General features: G+C 68.3%; 17 protein-coding genes. 6 read left to right on the plus strand and 11 right to left on the minus strand.

Translation table 11 applies throughout. The features are described from left to right. Positions 1-4 precede the first annotated feature (4 nt). From ACO07J_RS22460 to ACO07J_RS22470, 3 genes are all read right to left on the minus strand, one after another. Positions 5-463, minus strand: coding sequence for an NUDIX hydrolase (locus ACO07J_RS22460; protein WP_350128263.1), 459 nt, complete (start codon positions 461-463; stop codon positions 5-7). 69 nt (positions 464-532) lie between these two features. Further along, a complete protein-coding gene (gene hrpB, locus ACO07J_RS22465; RefSeq protein ID WP_422033146.1) occupies positions 533-2,980 on the minus strand; it encodes an ATP-dependent helicase HrpB in 2,448 nt (815 codons plus the stop codon). Between the two features lie 116 nt (positions 2,981-3,096). Further along, a complete protein-coding gene (locus ACO07J_RS22470; RefSeq protein WP_422033148.1) occupies positions 3,097-3,795 on the minus strand; it encodes a DUF3108 domain-containing protein in 699 nt (232 codons plus the stop codon). Between the two features lie 90 nt (positions 3,796-3,885). Between ACO07J_RS22470 and meaB the strand changes: the two genes are divergently transcribed. Continuing rightward, the gene (gene meaB / locus ACO07J_RS22475) at positions 3,886-4,857 is read left to right on the plus strand and encodes a methylmalonyl Co-A mutase-associated GTPase MeaB (RefSeq protein WP_422033150.1); all 972 of its coding nucleotides are present in this window, start codon (positions 3,886-3,888) and stop codon (positions 4,855-4,857) included. 17 nt (positions 4,858-4,874) lie between these two features. On the opposite strand, the gene ACO07J_RS22480 is transcribed toward meaB, so the two are convergent. From ACO07J_RS22480 to ACO07J_RS22490, 3 genes are all read right to left on the minus strand, one after another. Continuing rightward, a complete protein-coding gene (locus ACO07J_RS22480; protein WP_422033152.1) occupies positions 4,875-6,101 on the minus strand; it encodes an MFS transporter in 1,227 nt (408 codons plus the stop codon). A 550-nt stretch (positions 6,102-6,651) separates the two neighbouring features. Further along, positions 6,652-7,572, minus strand: coding sequence for a manganese-dependent inorganic pyrophosphatase (locus ACO07J_RS22485; protein ID WP_422033154.1), 921 nt, complete (start codon positions 7,570-7,572; stop codon positions 6,652-6,654). Positions 7,573-7,690: 118 nt separating this feature from the next. Further along, positions 7,691-8,533, minus strand: coding sequence for a GNAT family N-acetyltransferase (locus ACO07J_RS22490; protein WP_422033156.1), 843 nt, complete (start codon positions 8,531-8,533; stop codon positions 7,691-7,693). 108 nt (positions 8,534-8,641) lie between these two features. Between ACO07J_RS22490 and ACO07J_RS22495 the strand changes: the two genes are divergently transcribed. Then, entirely contained in the window at positions 8,642-9,316 is a 675-nt protein-coding gene (locus ACO07J_RS22495) for a DUF2161 domain-containing phosphodiesterase (RefSeq protein WP_422033158.1), read from the plus strand. On the opposite strand, the gene ACO07J_RS22500 is transcribed toward ACO07J_RS22495, so the two are convergent. After that, positions 9,285-10,271: a TraB/GumN family protein gene (locus ACO07J_RS22500; protein ID WP_422033160.1), complete on the minus strand. Its 987-nt coding sequence runs from the start codon at positions 10,269-10,271 to the stop codon at positions 9,285-9,287. The genes ACO07J_RS22495 and ACO07J_RS22500 overlap by 32 nt on opposite strands. A gap of 204 nt (positions 10,272-10,475) precedes the next feature. Here ACO07J_RS22500 and groES point away from each other — a divergent pair, with 204 nt between their 5' ends. Both groES and groL read left to right on the plus strand, forming a co-directional pair. Further along, entirely contained in the window at positions 10,476-10,787 is a 312-nt protein-coding gene (gene groES / locus ACO07J_RS22505) for a co-chaperone GroES (protein ID WP_422033162.1), read from the plus strand. Between the two features lie 55 nt (positions 10,788-10,842). Further along, positions 10,843-12,486, plus strand: a complete 1,644-nt coding sequence (groL, locus tag ACO07J_RS22510; protein ID WP_422033164.1) for a chaperonin GroEL — start codon at positions 10,843-10,845, stop codon at positions 12,484-12,486. Positions 12,487-12,561: 75 nt separating this feature from the next. Here groL and ACO07J_RS22515 read toward each other — a convergent pair whose 3' ends face one another. Then, a complete protein-coding gene (locus ACO07J_RS22515) occupies positions 12,562-12,969 on the minus strand; it encodes a RidA family protein (protein WP_422033166.1) in 408 nt (135 codons plus the stop codon). Between the two features lie 103 nt (positions 12,970-13,072). Between ACO07J_RS22515 and ACO07J_RS22520 the strand changes: the two genes are divergently transcribed. Further along, entirely contained in the window at positions 13,073-13,963 is an 891-nt protein-coding gene (locus tag ACO07J_RS22520) for a LysR family transcriptional regulator (RefSeq protein WP_422033168.1), read from the plus strand. Between the two features lie 60 nt (positions 13,964-14,023). Here ACO07J_RS22520 and ACO07J_RS22525 read toward each other — a convergent pair whose 3' ends face one another. After that, entirely contained in the window at positions 14,024-14,638 is a 615-nt protein-coding gene (locus ACO07J_RS22525; RefSeq protein ID WP_422033170.1) for a hypothetical protein, read from the minus strand. A gap of 163 nt (positions 14,639-14,801) precedes the next feature. After that, positions 14,802-15,290: a flavin reductase family protein gene (locus ACO07J_RS22530; protein ID WP_422033172.1), complete on the minus strand. Its 489-nt coding sequence runs from the start codon at positions 15,288-15,290 to the stop codon at positions 14,802-14,804. A gap of 209 nt (positions 15,291-15,499) precedes the next feature. Here ACO07J_RS22530 and ACO07J_RS22535 point away from each other — a divergent pair, with 209 nt between their 5' ends. Then, the gene (locus ACO07J_RS22535; protein ID WP_422033174.1) at positions 15,500-16,387 is read left to right on the plus strand and encodes a glycosyltransferase family 10 domain-containing protein; all 888 of its coding nucleotides are present in this window, start codon (positions 15,500-15,502) and stop codon (positions 16,385-16,387) included. Between the two features lie 145 nt (positions 16,388-16,532). Here ACO07J_RS22535 and ACO07J_RS22540 read toward each other — a convergent pair whose 3' ends face one another. Continuing rightward, positions 16,533-17,228: a hypothetical protein gene (locus ACO07J_RS22540; protein WP_422033176.1), complete on the minus strand. Its 696-nt coding sequence runs from the start codon at positions 17,226-17,228 to the stop codon at positions 16,533-16,535. Between the last annotated feature and the right edge of the window lie 63 nt (positions 17,229-17,291).

A 17,291-nucleotide genomic window follows, 5' to 3' on the forward strand; every position in this document is an offset into this window, starting at 1 on the left:
AGCTTCAAAGTTGCAGCAAAAGCTCTTTCAGGCTGGGTTCTTCCACGCGGTTCGCGGCGGTGGCCGGGTCAAGCCAGAGCCGGGCGCGTTCGCGCGATTCCGGGTAGGAATCGTCCAGCTCTTCCACGTCGATGCGATAGACCTGCACCTCGACCGGGGCGACATAGCCGTCGTCGAGCCGCTTCTCGTAGTGGTACACCCCGACCGGCGCCTCGCTGACATTGGCCGACTTGACGCCGGCCTCTTCCCAGGCTTCCTCGCAGGCTGCCTCGGCGGCGTCCTTGCCATCCATCAGCCAGCCCTTGGGCATGACCCAGCGGCCGGTGTCGCGGCTGGTGATCATCAGGACTTCCGTCCCGTTCTCGCCCGCGCGACAGCACAGGGCGGCAACCTGAAGCTCCGGCGGGCGGCGGAAGAGGGGCTGGACCATCTCGGTCCAGGCTTTTTTCAATCCATCGTTCATTCGGTTTTTGCTTCTGCTCAAGAATTTTTCTTATCCCGTTAATATAACAAAGATTTCCGGAATATCAATTCAGCCCCCGCGGCGCTTGGCGCGCAGGGTCGGGTCGGCCACGGTCGGATCCTCGGGCCAGGGGTGTTTCGGATAGCGCCCGCGCATGTCCTTGCGCACGTCCGCATAGGAGGACGCCCAGAAGCCCGGCAGGTCCATCGTGGTCTGCACCGGGCGGCCGGCGGGCGACAGGAGCGTCACGCGCAGGGGCGTGCGACCAACGGTGGGGTGGGTGGTCTGGCCGAACATCTCCTGCAGGCGGAGCGAGATCTCCGGGTGCTCGCCGGCATAGTCGATGGGGATGTCGCGGCCGAGCGGCGTGGTGAAATGCGCCGGCGCCTTGACGTCGAGCCGTTGCATCCGGTCCCAGTCGAGCATGGCGCGCAGGGCGGGCAGGATGTCGAAGCGCTTCCAGTCCTGCGCGGTCTTCACGCCGGTCAGGTAGGGCAGGAGCCAGTCCTCGAGGCTGTCCATCAGGGCGGGCTCGGTCATGTCGGGCAGGTCCTCGCCCGCCTCGCGGAGCAGTTCGACGCGGGCGGTGAAGCGGCGGGCGGCGTCCGTCCAGCTCAGCCCGAGATCGCGCACGCCGTCGAGCATGGCGCGGGCCACGGCCTCCTGCGGCGGGTCTTTCCAGACCCGGTCGTCGAGGGCCAGCGCTCCAAGGCGTTCCTGTTGGCGGGTCACGACGCGGCGCTCGCGCCGGTCCCAGTCGCAGACATCCTGCCAGTCAATCTGGTCGGCGAAGAGCGCGCGCAGCTCGGCCTCCTCGATGCGGATCGCTTGGCGGATGCGGGCCTCGCGGCGGTCGCCGTCGAGATCGGTTGCCACGATCAGGCGGGTGCCCGAGAGCGGGTCGCCCTCGGGGAGGATGGCGCCCTTGCCGCCCGACAGCACGTAGCGCGGCGCGTCGCCCTTGCGGCGCAGGCCGACGCGGTCGGGATAGGCCAGCGCGGCGGCCGCGGCGTCGCTCATCGCGCCGTCGCCGGCGCGCTTCGCGGTTCTGGCGAGACGCTTGGCCTCGGCCCGGATGCGTTCGATGACGGGGCGGCTGGGCTGGTGCGGCGAGCGGTCGGCGAAGCCTTTCGGATCGCGCACCGCCGCCAGCCTGAGCGACAGGTCGACGGGCGCGCCGCGCGGCAGCGGGTCGCGCTCGGCCAGGAGGGCGGCCAGCGGTGCCGCGTCGGGCCCGGCCACGGCCAGCATATGCGCGAGGCGCGGGTGGAGGGGCAGGGCGGCCAGCGCCTTGCCATGCGGCGTGATCCGGTTCTCGCGGTCGAGCGCCCCCAGCATCCGGAGGAGGGATTGCGCCTCGGCATAGCTGCCCGGGGCGGGGGGCGTGAGGAAGGCCAGGTCATCGGGCTGCGCGCCCCAGAGCGCCAGTTCCAGCGCCAGACCGGCGAGGTCTGCCGCCTCGATCTCGGCCGGGGGATAGGCGCGCAGCGCGCCTTCCTCGCCCTTCGTCCAGAGCCGGTAACAGGCGCCTTCCGCCACCCGGCCGGCGCGGCCCGCGCGCTGCGTCGCCTCGGCACGCGTGACCGGCTCGGTGACCAGCCGCGACATGCCCGAGGAGGGGTCGAACCGTGCCCGCCGGGATTTGCCGCCGTCGACGACTACGCGGATATCCTCGATCGTCAGAGAGGTCTCGGCGATGGAGGTGGCGAGCACGACCTTGCGGCCCTGATCGACCGGCGCGATGGCGGCGCGCTGCTGGACGAAGGGCAGGGCGCCGTAAAGGGGCCTGACCGCGCAATCACCGGGCAGGCGGGATTTCAGCAGCCCCTCGACCCGGCGGATCTCCCCCTCGCCGGGGAGGAAGACAAGGATGCCGCCCTCGGTCTCGCCCGCCGCCTGCACCACCAGGTCGGCCAGCGCCGCGTCGAACCGCTCGCCCTTGCGCAGGGGCCGGGGCAGGTGGCGAATGTCGACGGGGAAGCTGCGGCCTTCGGAGGTGATCACCGGCGCGCCCATCAGCTCGGCCACCGGTTCGGCGTCGAGCGTGGCGGACATGGCGACGAGGATCAGGTCGTCGCGCAGCGCCCCGGCGATCTCGAGGCAGAGGGCGAGGCCGAGGTCGGCGTTGAGGGAGCGTTCGTGGAACTCGTCGAAGATCACCGCGCCGATGCCGGAAAGCTCGGGGTCGGACTGGATCATGCGGGTGAGAATGCCCTCGGTCACCACCTCGATTTGAGTGGATTTCGAGACCTTCGCCTCGCCCCGTACGCGGTAGCCCACGGTCTCGCCCGCCGGCTCGCCCAGCGTCGAGGCCATCCGTTCCGCCGCCGCCCGCGCGGCCAGCCGCCGCGGTTCGAGCATCAGGATGCGGCCCCCGGTCAGACCGGCCGACAGCATCTCGAGCGGCACGACGGTCGTCTTCCCCGCCCCCGGCGGCGCCTGCAGCACGGCCCGCCCGCCGCGCCTCAGCGCGTCGATCAGGGGTTCTATCGCCTCGTGGATGGGCAGGGTCGTCATGGGCCCGGGTTATCGGGCAAAGGGGCGCGGATTTCCATAGGCCAAGGTGCGGGGCCGCGAGGACGGGACATGGATATTTGGACCAAGAAGAAGCGCAGGCGTGGCGCCGGGGGCGGTCAGCGGCGGTCCATCACCGCGGGGCCGAGCTTGGTGTCGAAGGCCACCCGTTCGGCGCGCATCACGTCGCCGGCGGGCACGTAGACCACCGAGATGCTGACATTGCGGTTCTCGCGCTCGCGGTCGCTGTAGCCCGAGACGCGGCGGTAGGAGCCGTTGCAGGTGATGATGTCGCCCGAAGGCTGGCGGCCGGTCAGGGTGATCCTTGCGTGGCGGTGGCCGTCGAACACGTCGGCCTCGAAACGGCAAACCTCGGCGCGGGGCTGGTCGCGCAGGGCGACGTAGAGCAGGGTCAGGGGGTCGATGGCATTGGTGAGGTTCGAGGTGTCGGCGGGCGGCGCGCTGCTGCCAGTATCGCCGGAGAGGAGGCGGGGCTTGCCCGGGGCGAACTGCACCTTCACGTTGGTCACCCGGCTGCCGTCGTCGATCGCCTCGGAATAGGTCTGGGGTTTCAGCGCCCCGCCGGCGACCCGGCCCTGCACCGAGACGTCGGCGCGCACCTGCTTGAGCGCGCCCACCACGCCGGCGGTGCGGAACTGGGTCCGGGCGGCATAAGCGCGGTCGGTGACGTTGGCGGCGATCTCGATCATCCCCGCCTTGAGCCCCAGAAGCCGGACCTCGAACCGCATCGAGGACTGGTCGGCGGCCTGCGCGGCGCCGGCCAGCAGGGCAAGGAAACCCACAATCAGTAGTCGCATCGCGTACCTCATTCGCCGCCTGCCCCGCTCTGGACATCCCCGCCCCGGCCAAGGCATAGGAACCGTAAGACCAATGCACGGGCGGCGGCCATGGATATTGCACAGCTAAGCGACAGAATTATCAAGGGGGATCGGCGCGCCCTGTCACGGGCCATCACCCTGATCGAAAGCGGACGGGCGGATCACCGCCTAAAGGCGGGCGAGCTGATGGAGGCGCTGAAGGGGCAGGGCGAGGCGATTCGCATCGGCCTGTCGGGCACGCCGGGCGTCGGGAAGTCCACCTTCATCGAGGCGTTCGGCATGATGCTGACGGCCGAAGGTCTGCGGGTGGCGGTGCTGGCGGTCGATCCCAGTTCGGCCCGCTCGGGCGGCTCGATCCTGGGCGACAAGACGCGGATGGAGCGGCTCAGCCGCGATCCCAACGCCTTCATCCGCCCCTCGCCCAGCCAGTCGCACCTGGGCGGCGTGGCGCGGCGCACCCGGGAGGCGGTGGCGGTCTGCGAGGCCGCGGGCTTCGACGTGGTGCTGATCGAGACGGTGGGCGTGGGTCAGTCCGAGACGGTGGTGGCCGAGATGTCGGACCTCTTCATCCTGCTGCTGGCCCCCGCGGGCGGCGACGAGCTGCAGGGGGTCAAGCGCGGCATCATGGAGATGGCCGACATGATCCTGATCAACAAGGCCGATGGCGACCTGAAACCGGCGGCCACGCGCACCTGTTCCGACTATACCGGCGCTTTGCGCCTGCTGCGCAAGCGGCCGCAGGATCCGGAGGGGTTTCCCAAGGCGATGATGGTCTCGGCCCAGCAGGAAGAGGGGCTGCAATCGGCCTGGCAGGAGATGACCGCCCTGACCGACTGGCGCCGCGAGAACGGCCATTTCGCCGCCCGCCGCGAGGCGCAGGCGCGTTACTGGTTCAGCGAAGAGGTGAAGCAGGGCCTGCTGGCGCAGCTCGAGACGCCCGAGGCGAAGGCGGCGATGGCGCAGGCGGCCGAGGACGTGGCCGAGGGCCGCGCCACGCCCACCAACGCGGCGCGGGCGTTGCTGGAGAAGCTGAGGGGCTGAGCGCCGGCGCGGCCGTATTACCCCGGCTCGGGCAATTGCAGGTCCCCCTCCACGCCCGACATCGGCACCGGGGCGTAGCTGGTCTTCTGCTCGGGCTCGATCCCCTTGGTCACCGTCAGGCGGAACACCGCGAAGAGCACGATCACCGCCTGCGCGGCACTGAGCGTCAGCAGGAAGCCGGTGGGCCCCAGCGCATCCATCGCCGCGCCGCCGATGAACGGCCCGGCGGCGGCGCCGATCCCCTGCATCAGCACGATCCCGCCCGAGGCCGCCAGCAGCGAGTCGGCGGGCGCCCGGTCGTTGATATGCGCGACAACGACCGAGATCGTCGGCAGGAGAAGCCCGCCGATCAGGGCCGCGATGGCGAGGCTGACGGCAAAGCCCTGCACGTTGACGCGCGATAGGATCGCGATGATCAGCGTGGCCGCCAGCGCCACGGTGATGCACACCCAGCGGCGGTCGATCCGGTCGGAAAGCGCCCCGATGGGGAACTGCAGCGCCAGCGCGCCGAGGGTGGCCGCGGCCATCAGGTAGGCGATTTCCGACGGTGAGAAGCCGATCCGCTGGGCAAAGACCGGCGCCAGCCCGAGGAAGGTGCCGAGCGACGCGCCGGCCATGGCCATGGCGATCGCCCCGAAGGGCGAGATCTGCCACAGGAGCTTGATCGAGGGCCGCTGCTGGGCGCCCTCCGGCACCGGCGCCTTCGCCTGGCTGAGGGCGGTGGGGACGAGGGCCATGGACAGCCCGACCGAAACGACAAGGAACAGCAGGAAGCTTTCCGGCGGCGCCGCGTCGAGCAGAAGCTGGCCGCAGACCCCGGCGGCCATGCCCACCATGGCATAAACCGACAGAAGCCGCCCGCGCTCATGGCTGGCGACGGAGGCGTTGAGCCAGGATTCCACCGCGATCAGCAGACCCGCGAAGCAGAAGCCGGTGATGGCCCGCACCAACACCCAGGTGACCGGGTCGATCAGGATCAGGTGGACCAGCGCCATGGCCGAGGCGACCGAGGCCAGCGCCGCGAAGGTGCGGATATGCCCCACCCGCTCGATCAGCCGCCCCGCCAGCAGCGAGCCCAAGCCCATGCCGACATAGAAGCCCGACATGACCAGCCCGATCGCCGTGGCACCGAATCCCTCGATATCGGCCCTGAGCGCCAGCAGCGAGCCTTGCAGGCCGTTGCTCATCTGGAGCATGAAGAAACCGAGCAGCAGGGCGGAGAGGGTCACGAGGGTGCGTCGCATCGCTGGGTCAACTCGGGGCTGGCGGTCTGTGTTCCTGCACGCGGTTTTGGCAGCCATGGCGGGGGGCTTGAGCGGTCGGACGCAAAAGGGTGCCCGAAGGCCCGGCTCTATAAGTCCATTATGCAGCAGTGGGGGGCTGACAGCCGTTCAGTCAGGCCGATGACACGCAACCAGCTTTGAAGAAACTGTCGGGAACTGGTTGCGATGAATGTCGGCTGTACGGTGAGAGTGGTCAGTGAATCCCGACGGTGCGAAGCCGCGCATCGACGGGCCGTGGTGCGGCGAACCGACGGTGGTGCTGGGCACTTTATGTCTGCCAAGTACATCCGTGATCTTAGCGTGGCACTCCGATGCAAAATCGCCGTGCCGTCGGGGCGGCCCGTCGATGCGCGGCGGGCTTCGCCCTGGATTCCGCGCAGGCACTTCATCGGTAGGTCGCAGTGGGCTCAAAGCGATCACTGCGCTTCGAGCCCACTGCGGGGTCACATGTGCATCATTGAGGGCAAAGGGCTGGCCCGGAGGCGCCCTGTCTTCGACCGTCCGAACGTCTTCAAACCGCGAGGTTCGGGATGATCTGCTTCTTGCGGCTCATCACGCCCGGCAGGACAACCGTGTCGCCCGAGACGGACGCGCCGAAGCTTTTCTCGGCCACGGTTTTCACCAGGTCGTTCGGCACCAGCAGGGTGGCTTCTTCCTTGAGGATATCCACCACGAAGAGCAGCACCTGGTCGACGCCGTCTTCCGAGGCCACGCCTTTCATGCTCTCCATCAGGCTGTCCTTGCGCGACAGGACCATGTCGGGCGCGGTGGTTTCCAGAACCGAGACGCGGAATTTCTTGCCGCCCACCTCGTATTCCTTCGAGTCCATCCGCAGCAGCTCGGCATCCGAGAAGGCCGACACGTCGGACTTGGCAGCGAACATCTCGGCGGCGTAATCCGCGATCCTGATGCCGAGATCGGCGGCCAGTTGCTGGGCCACGGCCTTGTCATGGTCGGTGGTGGTGGGCGAGCGGAATTCCAGCGTGTCCGACAGGATGCAGGTCAGCGCGGCGCCCTTGGCCCACTTCGGCATCCGTCCGGCATCCTCGCCCATCAGGTCGACCATGATCGTCGCGGTGCAGGCCAGCGGGCGCACGGTGATGTCGATCGGGCCTTTGGTTTCCAGCCCGCCGACCAGCTTGTGATGGTCGATGATCGCCTGCACGTCGGCGCCGTTCACGTTGGCGGGCAGCTCGGCGGGGTTGTTGGTGTCGACGATCACGCAGGCCTGCCCGTCCTCGACGTCGGAGATGATGCGCGGCTTCGGCAGGTTCCAGCGCTCGAGCATGAAGGCCGCCTCGGTGTTGGGCTCGCCCAGCAGCACGGCCTCGGCGTCGATGCCCTTCACCTCCTTGAGGTACCACGCCCACAGGATGGGCGAGCCGGTGGAATCGGTGTCGGGGGATTTATGGCCGAAAACAAGCGTGGTCATGTCGGAGTGATCCTGTCTGCGATGAGAAATTGCGCGCCTTATAGGCATGTCGCGAAGGCTTGTCACTACCGATGCTGCGGTGCAGCATCATTTCGCCCGATACCGCACGGATCGTCGTCTATCCCAGCTCCATCGTGGCGATCGCTTGCAGGGTGGGGCCGGTTTCGGGCGCCGGGCCGCGATACATCCGGGCGGTGGCGAAGGGAACGGTAAATCCGGCTTCCTCCAGCGCCCGGCGCAGGGCGGTGTTGCCCTCCGGCACGTCTACGATCAGCGGGCCGTCGGGGCGAAGGGCGGCGATGTCGGCGATCAGGGTGAGCGCCTCGCCCGGGCCCGGCGCGATGACCGGCCCGATCTTGGTGCCGGTGCCGCACGCCCGCCACGTGGCAAAGCCCGCGATCTCGCCCTCGGCCTGCAGCACCCGCGTCTCCCGTACCTCCGCCTCGTTCGACAGCCACGCCGTCAGGAACCCCGGCCGCGCATGGCCCGTAGCGCGGGCATCGAGTGCCATCAGTGCGGGCATGTCCCTTTCCGTGGCGGCGCGGACGGCATCCGAGGTCTTTGCCTCCGCCCGCCCTTCGTGCCGCAGGCTCGCCCCGGTCCGGACGAATCCCGACACCCGGTAATTCCCTTCTTGCGCCGGCACGCCATCCAGCCCCACCGTCCGCGAACCGGCATGATCGAGCCCGTGCATCCACGTCGCATAGCCGATCCCCCGCCGGCGCCATTCCGGCCGGCAGAGGTAGAGGCCGAGGAAAGCGTTCCCCTCGTCGTGGTTGACCACCGAGATCGCCGCCACCGGCTCGCCGCCCACCAGCGTCAGGAAGAACCCCTCCGGGTCGGCCGCATGGAAGGCCGCCGCATCGGCGATACCAGGGTTCCAGCCCTCTTCGGCGGCCCAGCCCATCACCGTTTCCAGCTCTGCAGCGCTCATGGGGCGGGTGACGGGTATGTCGGTCATGGCGGTCCTTCCTGCAAAGCCCCGGATCAGGGTAGCCCTGCCACGCGGCCCGCTCAATCGCATTTCCCGCATTGGCAAGCCGCCCCCGCCCCGGCTACCCTTCGGGCCATGAGCAGACTGGCCGAAACCGACCTTTACCCGCCCGTCAAGGCATGGCTCGAAGCGCTGGGCTACGAGGTCAAGGCCGAGGTCGGCCCGGCCGACGTGGTGGCCTGCCGCGACGGGGAAGAGCCGCTGCTGGTGGAGCTGAAAACCGGCTTCTCCCTCACCCTCCTGCAACAGGCCGTGGCGCGGCAGGCGATCTCCGATGCCGTCTATGTCGCGGTCCCGCGCTGGCAGGGCAGGGCGGGCTGGCGTGCCTTCAAGGGCAATGTGGGTCTGTGCAAGCGGCTGGGCGTGGGCGTGCTGAGCGTGCGGGCCGAGGATGGCTTCGTGCAGGTGCATTGCGACCCGGTGCCGTTCCGGCCGCGCAAGTCGCAGCGCCGGCGCGAGCGGTTGCTGACCGAGTTCGCCCGCCGCGAGGGCGACCCGAACGCGGGCGGCACGCGGGGGGCGATCATGACTGCCTACAAGCAGGACACGCTGCGTATCCTGGCGCACCTGGCAGCAAACGGCGCCTGCCGCGGCGCCGAGGTGGCCAAGGCCACGGGCGTGACGCGCGCGACGCGGATCATGGCCGACAACCATTCCGGCTGGTTCATCCGCGTCGAGCGCGGGCTTTACGGCTTGAGCGACGCGGGCGGCCTTGCCGTCACGGACGAAGCGGCAGCCGCTCGATCGTGAAGCCTTCCTGTTCCAGCAGGTAGAGGATGCCGATCTCGCCCGGCAGATGCCCGGCCCCCGCGGCGAGCACCACCTTCTGCCCCGGCACCTCGGCCAGCAGCTTCTCGACCCAACCCGCGTTGCGGTCGGTCAGGAAGATCTTCTCCAACCGCGCGAAATCCCCTTCCGCCGTCGGCCCGCCGTATTTCAGCGACACGGCGCGCGAGAACTCCCACATCAGCGCAATTTCCTGCTGCAGATAGCGCGTGCGGACCGTGTAGGACATGTCGTTCGCATCGCCCGGCCAGGCCAGCGTCATCCGGATCATCTCGATCTGCTTCTCGGCCGGCTCCGTGTCGAGCGTCGCCAGCACCTCGGCGAAATCCTCCAGCGAGCGCGTGCCGAGCCCCTGCTCGGTGGCGTATTCGCCGACCATCTCGTCGATGCCGCCGCCTTCCATCCCGCCGTTGCGCGCCTCGCAGGGGCCGATCCCCAGCATCATCGCGGCCCAGAGCGGCTTGAACTTGGCGGCCAGGAAGCCGGGGATCATCCGCGCCTCCATCTCGGCCTTGAAATGCTGCCAGTCGGCCTCGCCCAGCAGGTCGGGCAGGGTCTTGCCCTCGGTGATGAACATGATCGACGGGTCGCTGGCCAGCTTGGCCTGAAACCCTTTCTGATCCTCCAGCGACATCTCCAGGTACACGGCATCGGCGGCGTCGATCAGCGGTTTGAGACGCTCGAGGTGGGCGTCGGTCTCGGCGTGGCGGAAGTGGTAGGTGCCGAAGATGGTGATCTCCGTCTCGCCCTTTTCGGCCCGCCACAGCAGGCCCTCGGGGTAGGGGGCGGCGGCGGCCCTGTCCCGCACCTCCTGCCGCTCGGCCTCGGGCATGGCGTCGATCAGGTCGCGGCCCTCGCACAGCGCAAGGGCTGCAACGGGTTGAAGTACCAACAGAATCACGGCAACAAGACGCAGCATGTAATCTCCTTTCCGCCCCTCTCGGGCGGAACCCTATGGGCCCCATGCCCCGGCCGCAAACTCTCTTTCGAAAAAATGCCTCACGGGATGTTGACAGGCTTGCGACCAGCCCCTAGCTATTCGCCGTTAGCACTCACCAGCTATGAGTGCTAATCGCCCGGGACGGGGCGATTGGAGGAAACTTTGAGCCAAGGAGCCAAAGCAATGGCATTTAAACCGCTGCATGACCGCGTGCTTGTCCGCCGCGTTGAGAGCGAAGAGAAAACCTCTGGCGGGCTGATCATCCCCGACAGCGCCAAGGAAAAGCCGCAGGAAGGCGAAGTCGTTTCCGTCGGTGCAGGCACCCGTGACGACGACGGCGAACGCATTGCGCTGGACGTGAAAGCCGGCGACCGCATCCTGTTCGGCAAGTGGTCGGGCACCGAGATCACGCTCGACGGTGAAGAGCTGCTGATCATGAAGGAAAGCGACATTCTGGGCATCATCGACGGTGACAAGGCCGCCAAGGCAGCCTGAACGCCCCGGATCGTCTAACTGACCCAACGACAACAAGATTTCAGGAGCAACTGACATGTCTGCAAAAGACGTCAAATTCAACACCGACGCCCGCAACAAGATGATGCGCGGTGTCAACACGCTGGCCGATGCCGTCCGCGTGACCCTCGGCCCGAAAGGCCGCAACGTGGTTCTCGACAAATCCTTCGGCTCGCCCCGCATCACCAAGGACGGTGTTTCGGTCGCCAAGGAAATCGAACTGGAAGACAAGTTCGAGAACATGGGCGCGCAGATGGTGAAAGAAGTCGCCAGCCGCACCAATGACGAGGCCGGCGACGGCACCACCACCGCCACCGTGCTGGCCCAGGCGATTGCCAAGGAAGGCATGAAAGCCGTTGCCGCCGGCATGAACCCGATGGACCTCAAGCGCGGCATCGACCTTGCCACCGCCAAGGTCGTCGACCACATCAAGAACCTCGCCCGCGAAGTGAAGGACTCGAGCGAAGTTGCCCAGGTCGGCACCGTGTCCGCCAACGGCGAATCGGAAATCGGCCAGATGATCGCCGACGCGATGCAGAAGGTCGGCAATGACGGCGTCATCACCGTCGAGGAAAACAAGGGCCTCGAAACCGAGACCGACGTCGTCGAAGGCATGCAGTTCGATCGCGGCTACCTGTCGCCCTACTTCGTGACCAACGCCGACAAGATGACCACCGAGCTGGAAGACTGCATGATCCTGCTGCATGAGAAGAAACTCTCGTCGCTGCAGCCGATGGTGCCGCTGCTCGAGTCGGTGATCCAGTCGCAGAAACCCCTGCTGATCATCGCCGAGGACGTCGAAGGCGAAGCGCTGGCGACCCTCGTGGTCAACAAGCTGCGCGGCGGCCTGAAAATCGCGGCCGTCAAGGCACCGGGCTTCGGCGATCGCCGCAAGGCCATGCTGCAGGACATCGCGATCCTGACCGGTGGCCAGGTCATCTCGGAAGACCTCGGCATGAAGCTGGAAAGCGTCACCATGGACATGCTTGGCCAGGCCAAGAAAGTGTCGATCACCAAGGACGAGACCACCATCGTCGACGGTGCCGGTGAGAAAGCCGAAATCGAAGCCCGCGTCAGCCAGATCCGCAAGCAGATCGAGGACACCACCTCGGACTACGACCGCGAGAAGCTGCAGGAACGTGTTGCCAAGCTGGCCGGCGGCGTTGCCGTCATCCGCGTCGGCGGCATGACCGAAACCGAGGTGAAGGAGCGCAAGGACCGCGTCGATGACGCGCTGAACGCCACCCGCGCCGCGGTTCAGGAAGGCATCGTTGTCGGCGGCGGCGTGGCCCTGATCCAGGGTGCCAAGGCGCTCGACGGCCTCGAAGGCGCAAACCACGACCAGAACAATGGCATCGCCATCGTTCGCAAGGCACTGGAAGCACCGCTTCGCCAGATCGCCGAGAACGCCGGTGTCGACGGCTCGGTCGTGGCCGGCAAGATCCGTGAATCGAACGATCCGAAGTTCGGCTTCAACGCGCAAACCGAGGAATATGGCGACATGTTCTCCTACGGTGTCATCGACCCCGCGAAGGTCGTCCGCACCGCGCTGGAAGACGCCTCCTCGATCGCCGGTCTGCTGATCACCACCGAAGCGATGGTTGCGGACAAACCGCAAAAGGAAGGTAACGGCGCAGGCGCCGGCATGCCCGACATGGGCGGCATGGGCGGCATGATGTAATCTGCCGAAGTCTGCGCACGAAATACCAGGGGCCGCCTTTCGGGGCGGCCCCTTTTCTATTGTGGCCCGGGTTTCTCACGCCGGCAGGCTGACCACCATCTCGATCTCCAGTTGCAACTCCGGCTCTGCCAACGCGGTCACACCGACGCCGGTGACGCTGGGCTGCACGCCGTCCAGGAATTCGGCCAGTTGCGGCATCACCACCGCCATCGTCTCGGGCCGCAGGTCGGTCATGTAGATCCGCATCTGCACGATCCGCTCCCGCCCCGCCCCGAGCGCCGCCAGCGCCGCGCCGAGGTTGTCGAAAACGATCCGCGCCTGCGCGTTGAGGCCTTCGGGCACCGGCGCGCCGTCGGCACGCAGCGCCACCTGCCCCGACACGAAGGCCAGCCGCCCGGCCTCGGCGACCGAGATTTGCGAATAGCCGACCTTGCCGGCATCGGGCAGTTCGGGCGGGTTCATGCGAACGGGTGCAGATGTCATCGGGGTTTCTCCTTTTCCTGCGGGGTACAGGCCCTATCTAGGGGTCATGGCAACGAACGGTGGTCCTGTCTGTGACGATCCCATTTCCACAATCCATTCCTCTATGACCGGCGCGGAGGTCAACGACCTGCTGGTTTTCATCGACGTGGTGGAGGCCGGCAGTTTCGTCGCGGCGGCGCATCGCCACGGGCTGTCGCGCTCGGCCCCCGGCAAGGCCGTCGCCCGGCTCGAGGCGCGGTTCGGCACCCGGCTGCTCAACCGCACCACCCGCGCCCTCAGCCTGACCGATGCGGGCCGCACCCTCCTTGATCATGCCCTGGCGGTGCGCGCGGCACTCGATGCCGCCGATGCCAGCATCGTCCGCAGCACCGGCGAGCCGCGCGGCCAGCTGCGCATCGCCGCCCCCGATGCGGTGGGCCGGCGGCTGATCCTGCCGGCGGTGCGGCAGTTTCTTGACCGCTGGCCGCTTGTGCAGGTGGAGATGAGCCTGTCGGACCGCGTCTCGGACATCGTCGCCGAGGGGTTCGACCTCGCCATCCGCCTTGGCGTCACCGACCCGTCGCCCGGCCTGATCAGCCGCACGCTACGGCGCGAGAAGCTGGTGCTCTGCGCCAGCCCCGGCTACCTCGAAATCAAGGGGCCGCCGGCCAGTGTCGAGGGGCTCAGCCGCCACGACCTGCTCGTGCACAGCCAGCAGGGCCAGCACCTGACCTGGCGCCTTCAGGACGGCGACGGCACGCATATGCGCGTCTCGGGGCGCACGCGCCTGCGGCTCGACAACGCCGAGGCGCTGCGCGAGGCCGCGCTGGCCGGCATGGGCGTGACCCTGTTGCCAGAGGTGATCGTGCAGCCGGACATCGAGGCGGGGCGGCTCATCCGCCTTCTGCCGCGGGCCGGGACGGGATCGGTGCAGATCCTTGCGATCTACCCGCACCGGCGGCTGCTCGACGCCAACGTGCGCGGCTTCATCGACCATCTCGCCGCCGGCTTGTGACGGGCACGACGAAAAAGGGCCACCCCGACGGGTGACCCTGAATAACTCGAAGGCGTGCCCTTACGCCGACAACAGCCCTCTCGAGAACCGCCCCGCCGCCTGTCCGGCACCCTGCTGGACATCGGTTCCCGACGTCTGGATGACATCGCAGAGGTCCTCGTGAATGCGCTCCAGCTCTGCTGTCGACCCGGTCAGGGCAAGAAGCGGGCTGTCCTGCCCGGCCACCCGGACGTAGAGCGAGGCAAATCCCGCGCGCCCCGCCGGGCGGCGCAGGAACAGGCTTTCGATCTCGTTCAGGCGGATGCTGCGCACCACGCGGCCCTGGTCGTTCATGTTGATCTTGGTCAGCGACAGCGTCCCGCGCTTGGCATCCAGCGAAAGCTGGCGCCGGAAGCCGCGCGTGCCATAGGCATAAACGACCAGCCCGGTTGCCGTGAACAGCGTCGCCAGCAGGCTGTGCGAGACGAGCTGGTCTGCGCCCGCCCCCAGCGGCAACACCAGCCAAAGCAGGGTCGAGCCCGCCACCATCAGCCCGCCGGCCAGCCGCAGCACCAGCTCCGACATCGCCTCGACCTTGAAGCGCTCGAACCGTTCGCGCACCGTCAGGCCCAGTGCCGTCGCGGTCAGCGAAACCGTGCTCCACTCGCCCTCGTAAATATTTTCCAGCCGTCCCATGCCTTGCTGACCTTCTGGTGGTTTCCCTTTGGTCGGACAAGGCGCGAAAAAACCGGCGACAATATGTCGGAGCCATATCCATTTCGCGGCGCGCACGGGGTAAATTTCGGCCAAGCTACCGAAGTCGCTGCATAATGCGGGCCCGGTCCGGGCCGACGGCCGGTCAGATCTGCCGTGGCCGGACGATGTGAAACGACCCGCTCATGTAGGTCAGCGGCTTCTCGCCGGCATTGGAAATGCCGGTGACGTCGCCGATACAGATGGCGTGACTGCCATGCACGTGCCGGTGGTTGAGCGAACAGGTGAAGGCCGTGGCCCGCGCCAGGATCGGGCCGAACTCGGTGTTCGAGAACTCCACCCCCTGGAACCGGCTGTCGCGCTCGTGATCGAAGACCCCTGCAAAGGCCTGGGCCATCTCGACCGCATCCTCGGGCAGCACGTTGACGCAGAACACCCCGTTGCCGCGCACCGCCCGGGCGATGCCGCTGTCGGCCTTCAGGCAGACCAGCACCGAGGGCGGATCGGCCGACAGCGAGGTAAAGGCGCTGACGGTGGCGCCCGCCTGGCCCGCGGGGCCGTCGGTGGTGACCACGGTGACCGTGGCCGCGACCTGGCGCATCGCCGTGATGAAAGCCTCGCGCGCGGCGGTCATCGGCGCGGGCCTTTCTCGGCGTCGGCTCTGGCGGCGGCGGCGGTCACGGGGGCGTCTCCTTGCAGGCGGGGCGCGGTGGGCTGACGGTGACCACGGATACCGGCGAAATCGGCCCCGGTAAAGCGCTTAAGGCCGCCGGGATCGGCGGTGCGGCGATTGCCGAACGGGCGAATTGCCCGTATGACGCTGCCTGCCAAGCGGAGCCTGCGATGCCTGATCCCACCCCTGCCGTTGCCGTCATGACGCCCGCCATCAAGCCGGGCCTGCGCCGCGGGCGCGTGCCGCTCGACCGGCTGCTCTGGCCGCTGGGCCGGCCCGATCGGCTGGCGGGGAAGGGGGCGACCATCGCCGACCTCGCCCCCACCGATCACCTCGTGGGGTTCGCGCAAAGCTACTACCTCGCCTGGCCCGGCCTCGGCACGCGGGCGCGCGTTTCGATCATCTTGGCCGAACCGGCCGCCATCCACGGCACCTACCAGGCCCGCGTCGCCCGCGCCGCCCGCCGCTACCACCGCATCCTCAGCTACAACGAGGACCTGCTCGCCCGTGTCCCGAACGGCATCTTCTTCCCCTATGGCAGCACCTGGGTCCGCGACTGGCAGAGCCGCGACATGACCAAATCCGCCATGTGCTCGCTCATTGCCTCGAAGAAGCGCTCGCAGGCGGGCCATGCCCTGCGCCACCGGCTGGTGGAACGGGTGCGGGCCGAGGCGCTGCCGGTCGACGTGATGGGCCGCGGCTACAAACCCTTCGACACCAAGGCCGACGGGCTCGCCCCCTACCGCTACTCGCTGATCATCGAGAACGTGCAGGAGCGGAACTACTTCACCGAGAAACTGGTCGACGCGGTGCTCTGCCGGACCGTGCCGATCTACTGGGGCTGCCCCAATATCGGCGATTTCATGGACAGCTCCGGCATGATCCTGTGCCGGTCCGAAGCGGAGATGCACGCGGCCCTCCTGTCGATGTCCGAAGCCGACTACGCGGCCCGCCTGCCGGGGCTGGAACGGGCCATCCCGGCCGCCGCGTCCTACGCCGATTTCTACCACCGCGCCGCCACCGCCGTCCTGGAAGACCGCCCCGACCCGCCCGGCTGATCGGGCGGAGCGATTGAGGGGCCAGCCTCTCAAACTCCCCGGGATATTTGCGACCAAGAAGAAGCAGGGCGCGTGGCCCGTGTTTCTTCTGGCCCAAAATATCCCCGCCGGAGGCATCCGGCAGACAGGTCCGCGCGTCGGGGGCCTAAAGGGCGGGCCAGATACCATATCGCCGCGTCAGCACCTCGACGCAGGCCATGTTCGCCTCGTGCCGCGTCCGGCCGCCGATCGCCGCATCCTGCAGCGCGTGCCCGTCGTCGTATGCCGGCGCCATGCCCGCCCGCGCGCCGGTCGCGAGGCGGATCGCGATGCCCTGCCGCGCCAGCTGTCCCGACAGCCAGATATCGTCGACCGCCCAGGCCGCCGACGGCGGCGCCATCCCGTCGCCCGCCAGCCAGCGCGGGTCGATCAGCACGCCCGAAAACCCCTGCGCGATGTCCACGCAGCCCGGCCGCGCCCCGCTGCGCCGCGTCAGCCGGTCCACCGTCCAGCCGCTTGCCGCCACCGCCTCGCCCTTCCGCTGCGCCGAGAGCAGGGCACCGGCCCAGCCCTGCGGCATCAGCCAGTCGTCGTCGCAATAGATCAGCCGCTCCACCTGTCCCGCCAGCGCCCGGGCCGGGCCGACAGCCTTGGTCGCGGGGCCGAGATCCTCGGGCACGTCCAGCCGCTCGATTCCCTCGGGCATGGCGGGCAGGGCGCCACCGCCGGGAAACCGCGCCCATTGCTCCGGCAGGCACAGTATCACCCGCGCCGGCGCCGGCTCCTGCGCAAGGAGCGACGCCAGCACCGGCCCCAGGCGGGGCAGGCGCGGCGGGATGGAGGTGAGCGCGATGGCATACATGCCCCGGCTCTAGCCCAGGGCAACCCGCTCCGCCAACCCCGCCCCCCTGAAACGACAACGGGC

It is taken from the genome of Roseovarius sp. (assembly GCF_965228755.1).
In the GTDB taxonomy this organism is placed as follows: Bacteria; Pseudomonadota; Alphaproteobacteria; order Rhodobacterales; family Rhodobacteraceae; genus Roseovarius.

Excerpts from the sequence above, each read along its gene's own strand:
- ACO07J_RS22460 (WP_350128263.1), bottom strand. The coding sequence starts at position 463 with ATGAACGATGGATTGAAAAAAGCCTGGACCGAGATGGTCCAGCCCCTC.
- hrpB (WP_422033146.1), bottom strand. The coding sequence starts at position 2,980 with ATGACGACCCTGCCCATCCACGAGGCGATAGAACCCCTGATCGACGCG.
- ACO07J_RS22470 (WP_422033148.1), bottom strand. The coding sequence starts at position 3,795 with ATGCGACTACTGATTGTGGGTTTCCTTGCCCTGCTGGCCGGCGCCGCG.
- meaB (WP_422033150.1), top strand. The coding sequence starts at position 3,886 with ATGGATATTGCACAGCTAAGCGACAGAATTATCAAGGGGGATCGGCGC.
- ACO07J_RS22480 (WP_422033152.1), bottom strand. The coding sequence starts at position 6,101 with ATGCGACGCACCCTCGTGACCCTCTCCGCCCTGCTGCTCGGTTTCTTC.
- ACO07J_RS22485 (WP_422033154.1), bottom strand. The coding sequence starts at position 7,572 with ATGACCACGCTTGTTTTCGGCCATAAATCCCCCGACACCGATTCCACC.
- ACO07J_RS22490 (WP_422033156.1), bottom strand. The coding sequence starts at position 8,533 with ATGACCGACATACCCGTCACCCGCCCCATGAGCGCTGCAGAGCTGGAA.
- ACO07J_RS22495 (WP_422033158.1), top strand. The coding sequence starts at position 8,642 with ATGAGCAGACTGGCCGAAACCGACCTTTACCCGCCCGTCAAGGCATGG.
- ACO07J_RS22500 (WP_422033160.1), bottom strand. The coding sequence starts at position 10,271 with ATGCTGCGTCTTGTTGCCGTGATTCTGTTGGTACTTCAACCCGTTGCA.
- groES (WP_422033162.1), top strand. The coding sequence starts at position 10,476 with ATGGCATTTAAACCGCTGCATGACCGCGTGCTTGTCCGCCGCGTTGAG.
- groL (WP_422033164.1), top strand. The coding sequence starts at position 10,843 with ATGTCTGCAAAAGACGTCAAATTCAACACCGACGCCCGCAACAAGATG.
- ACO07J_RS22515 (WP_422033166.1), bottom strand. The coding sequence starts at position 12,969 with ATGACATCTGCACCCGTTCGCATGAACCCGCCCGAACTGCCCGATGCC.
- ACO07J_RS22520 (WP_422033168.1), top strand. The coding sequence starts at position 13,073 with ATGACCGGCGCGGAGGTCAACGACCTGCTGGTTTTCATCGACGTGGTG.
- ACO07J_RS22525 (WP_422033170.1), bottom strand. The coding sequence starts at position 14,638 with ATGGGACGGCTGGAAAATATTTACGAGGGCGAGTGGAGCACGGTTTCG.
- ACO07J_RS22530 (WP_422033172.1), bottom strand. The coding sequence starts at position 15,290 with ATGACCGCCGCGCGCGAGGCTTTCATCACGGCGATGCGCCAGGTCGCG.
- ACO07J_RS22535 (WP_422033174.1), top strand. The coding sequence starts at position 15,500 with ATGCCTGATCCCACCCCTGCCGTTGCCGTCATGACGCCCGCCATCAAG.
- ACO07J_RS22540 (WP_422033176.1), bottom strand. The coding sequence starts at position 17,228 with ATGTATGCCATCGCGCTCACCTCCATCCCGCCGCGCCTGCCCCGCCTG.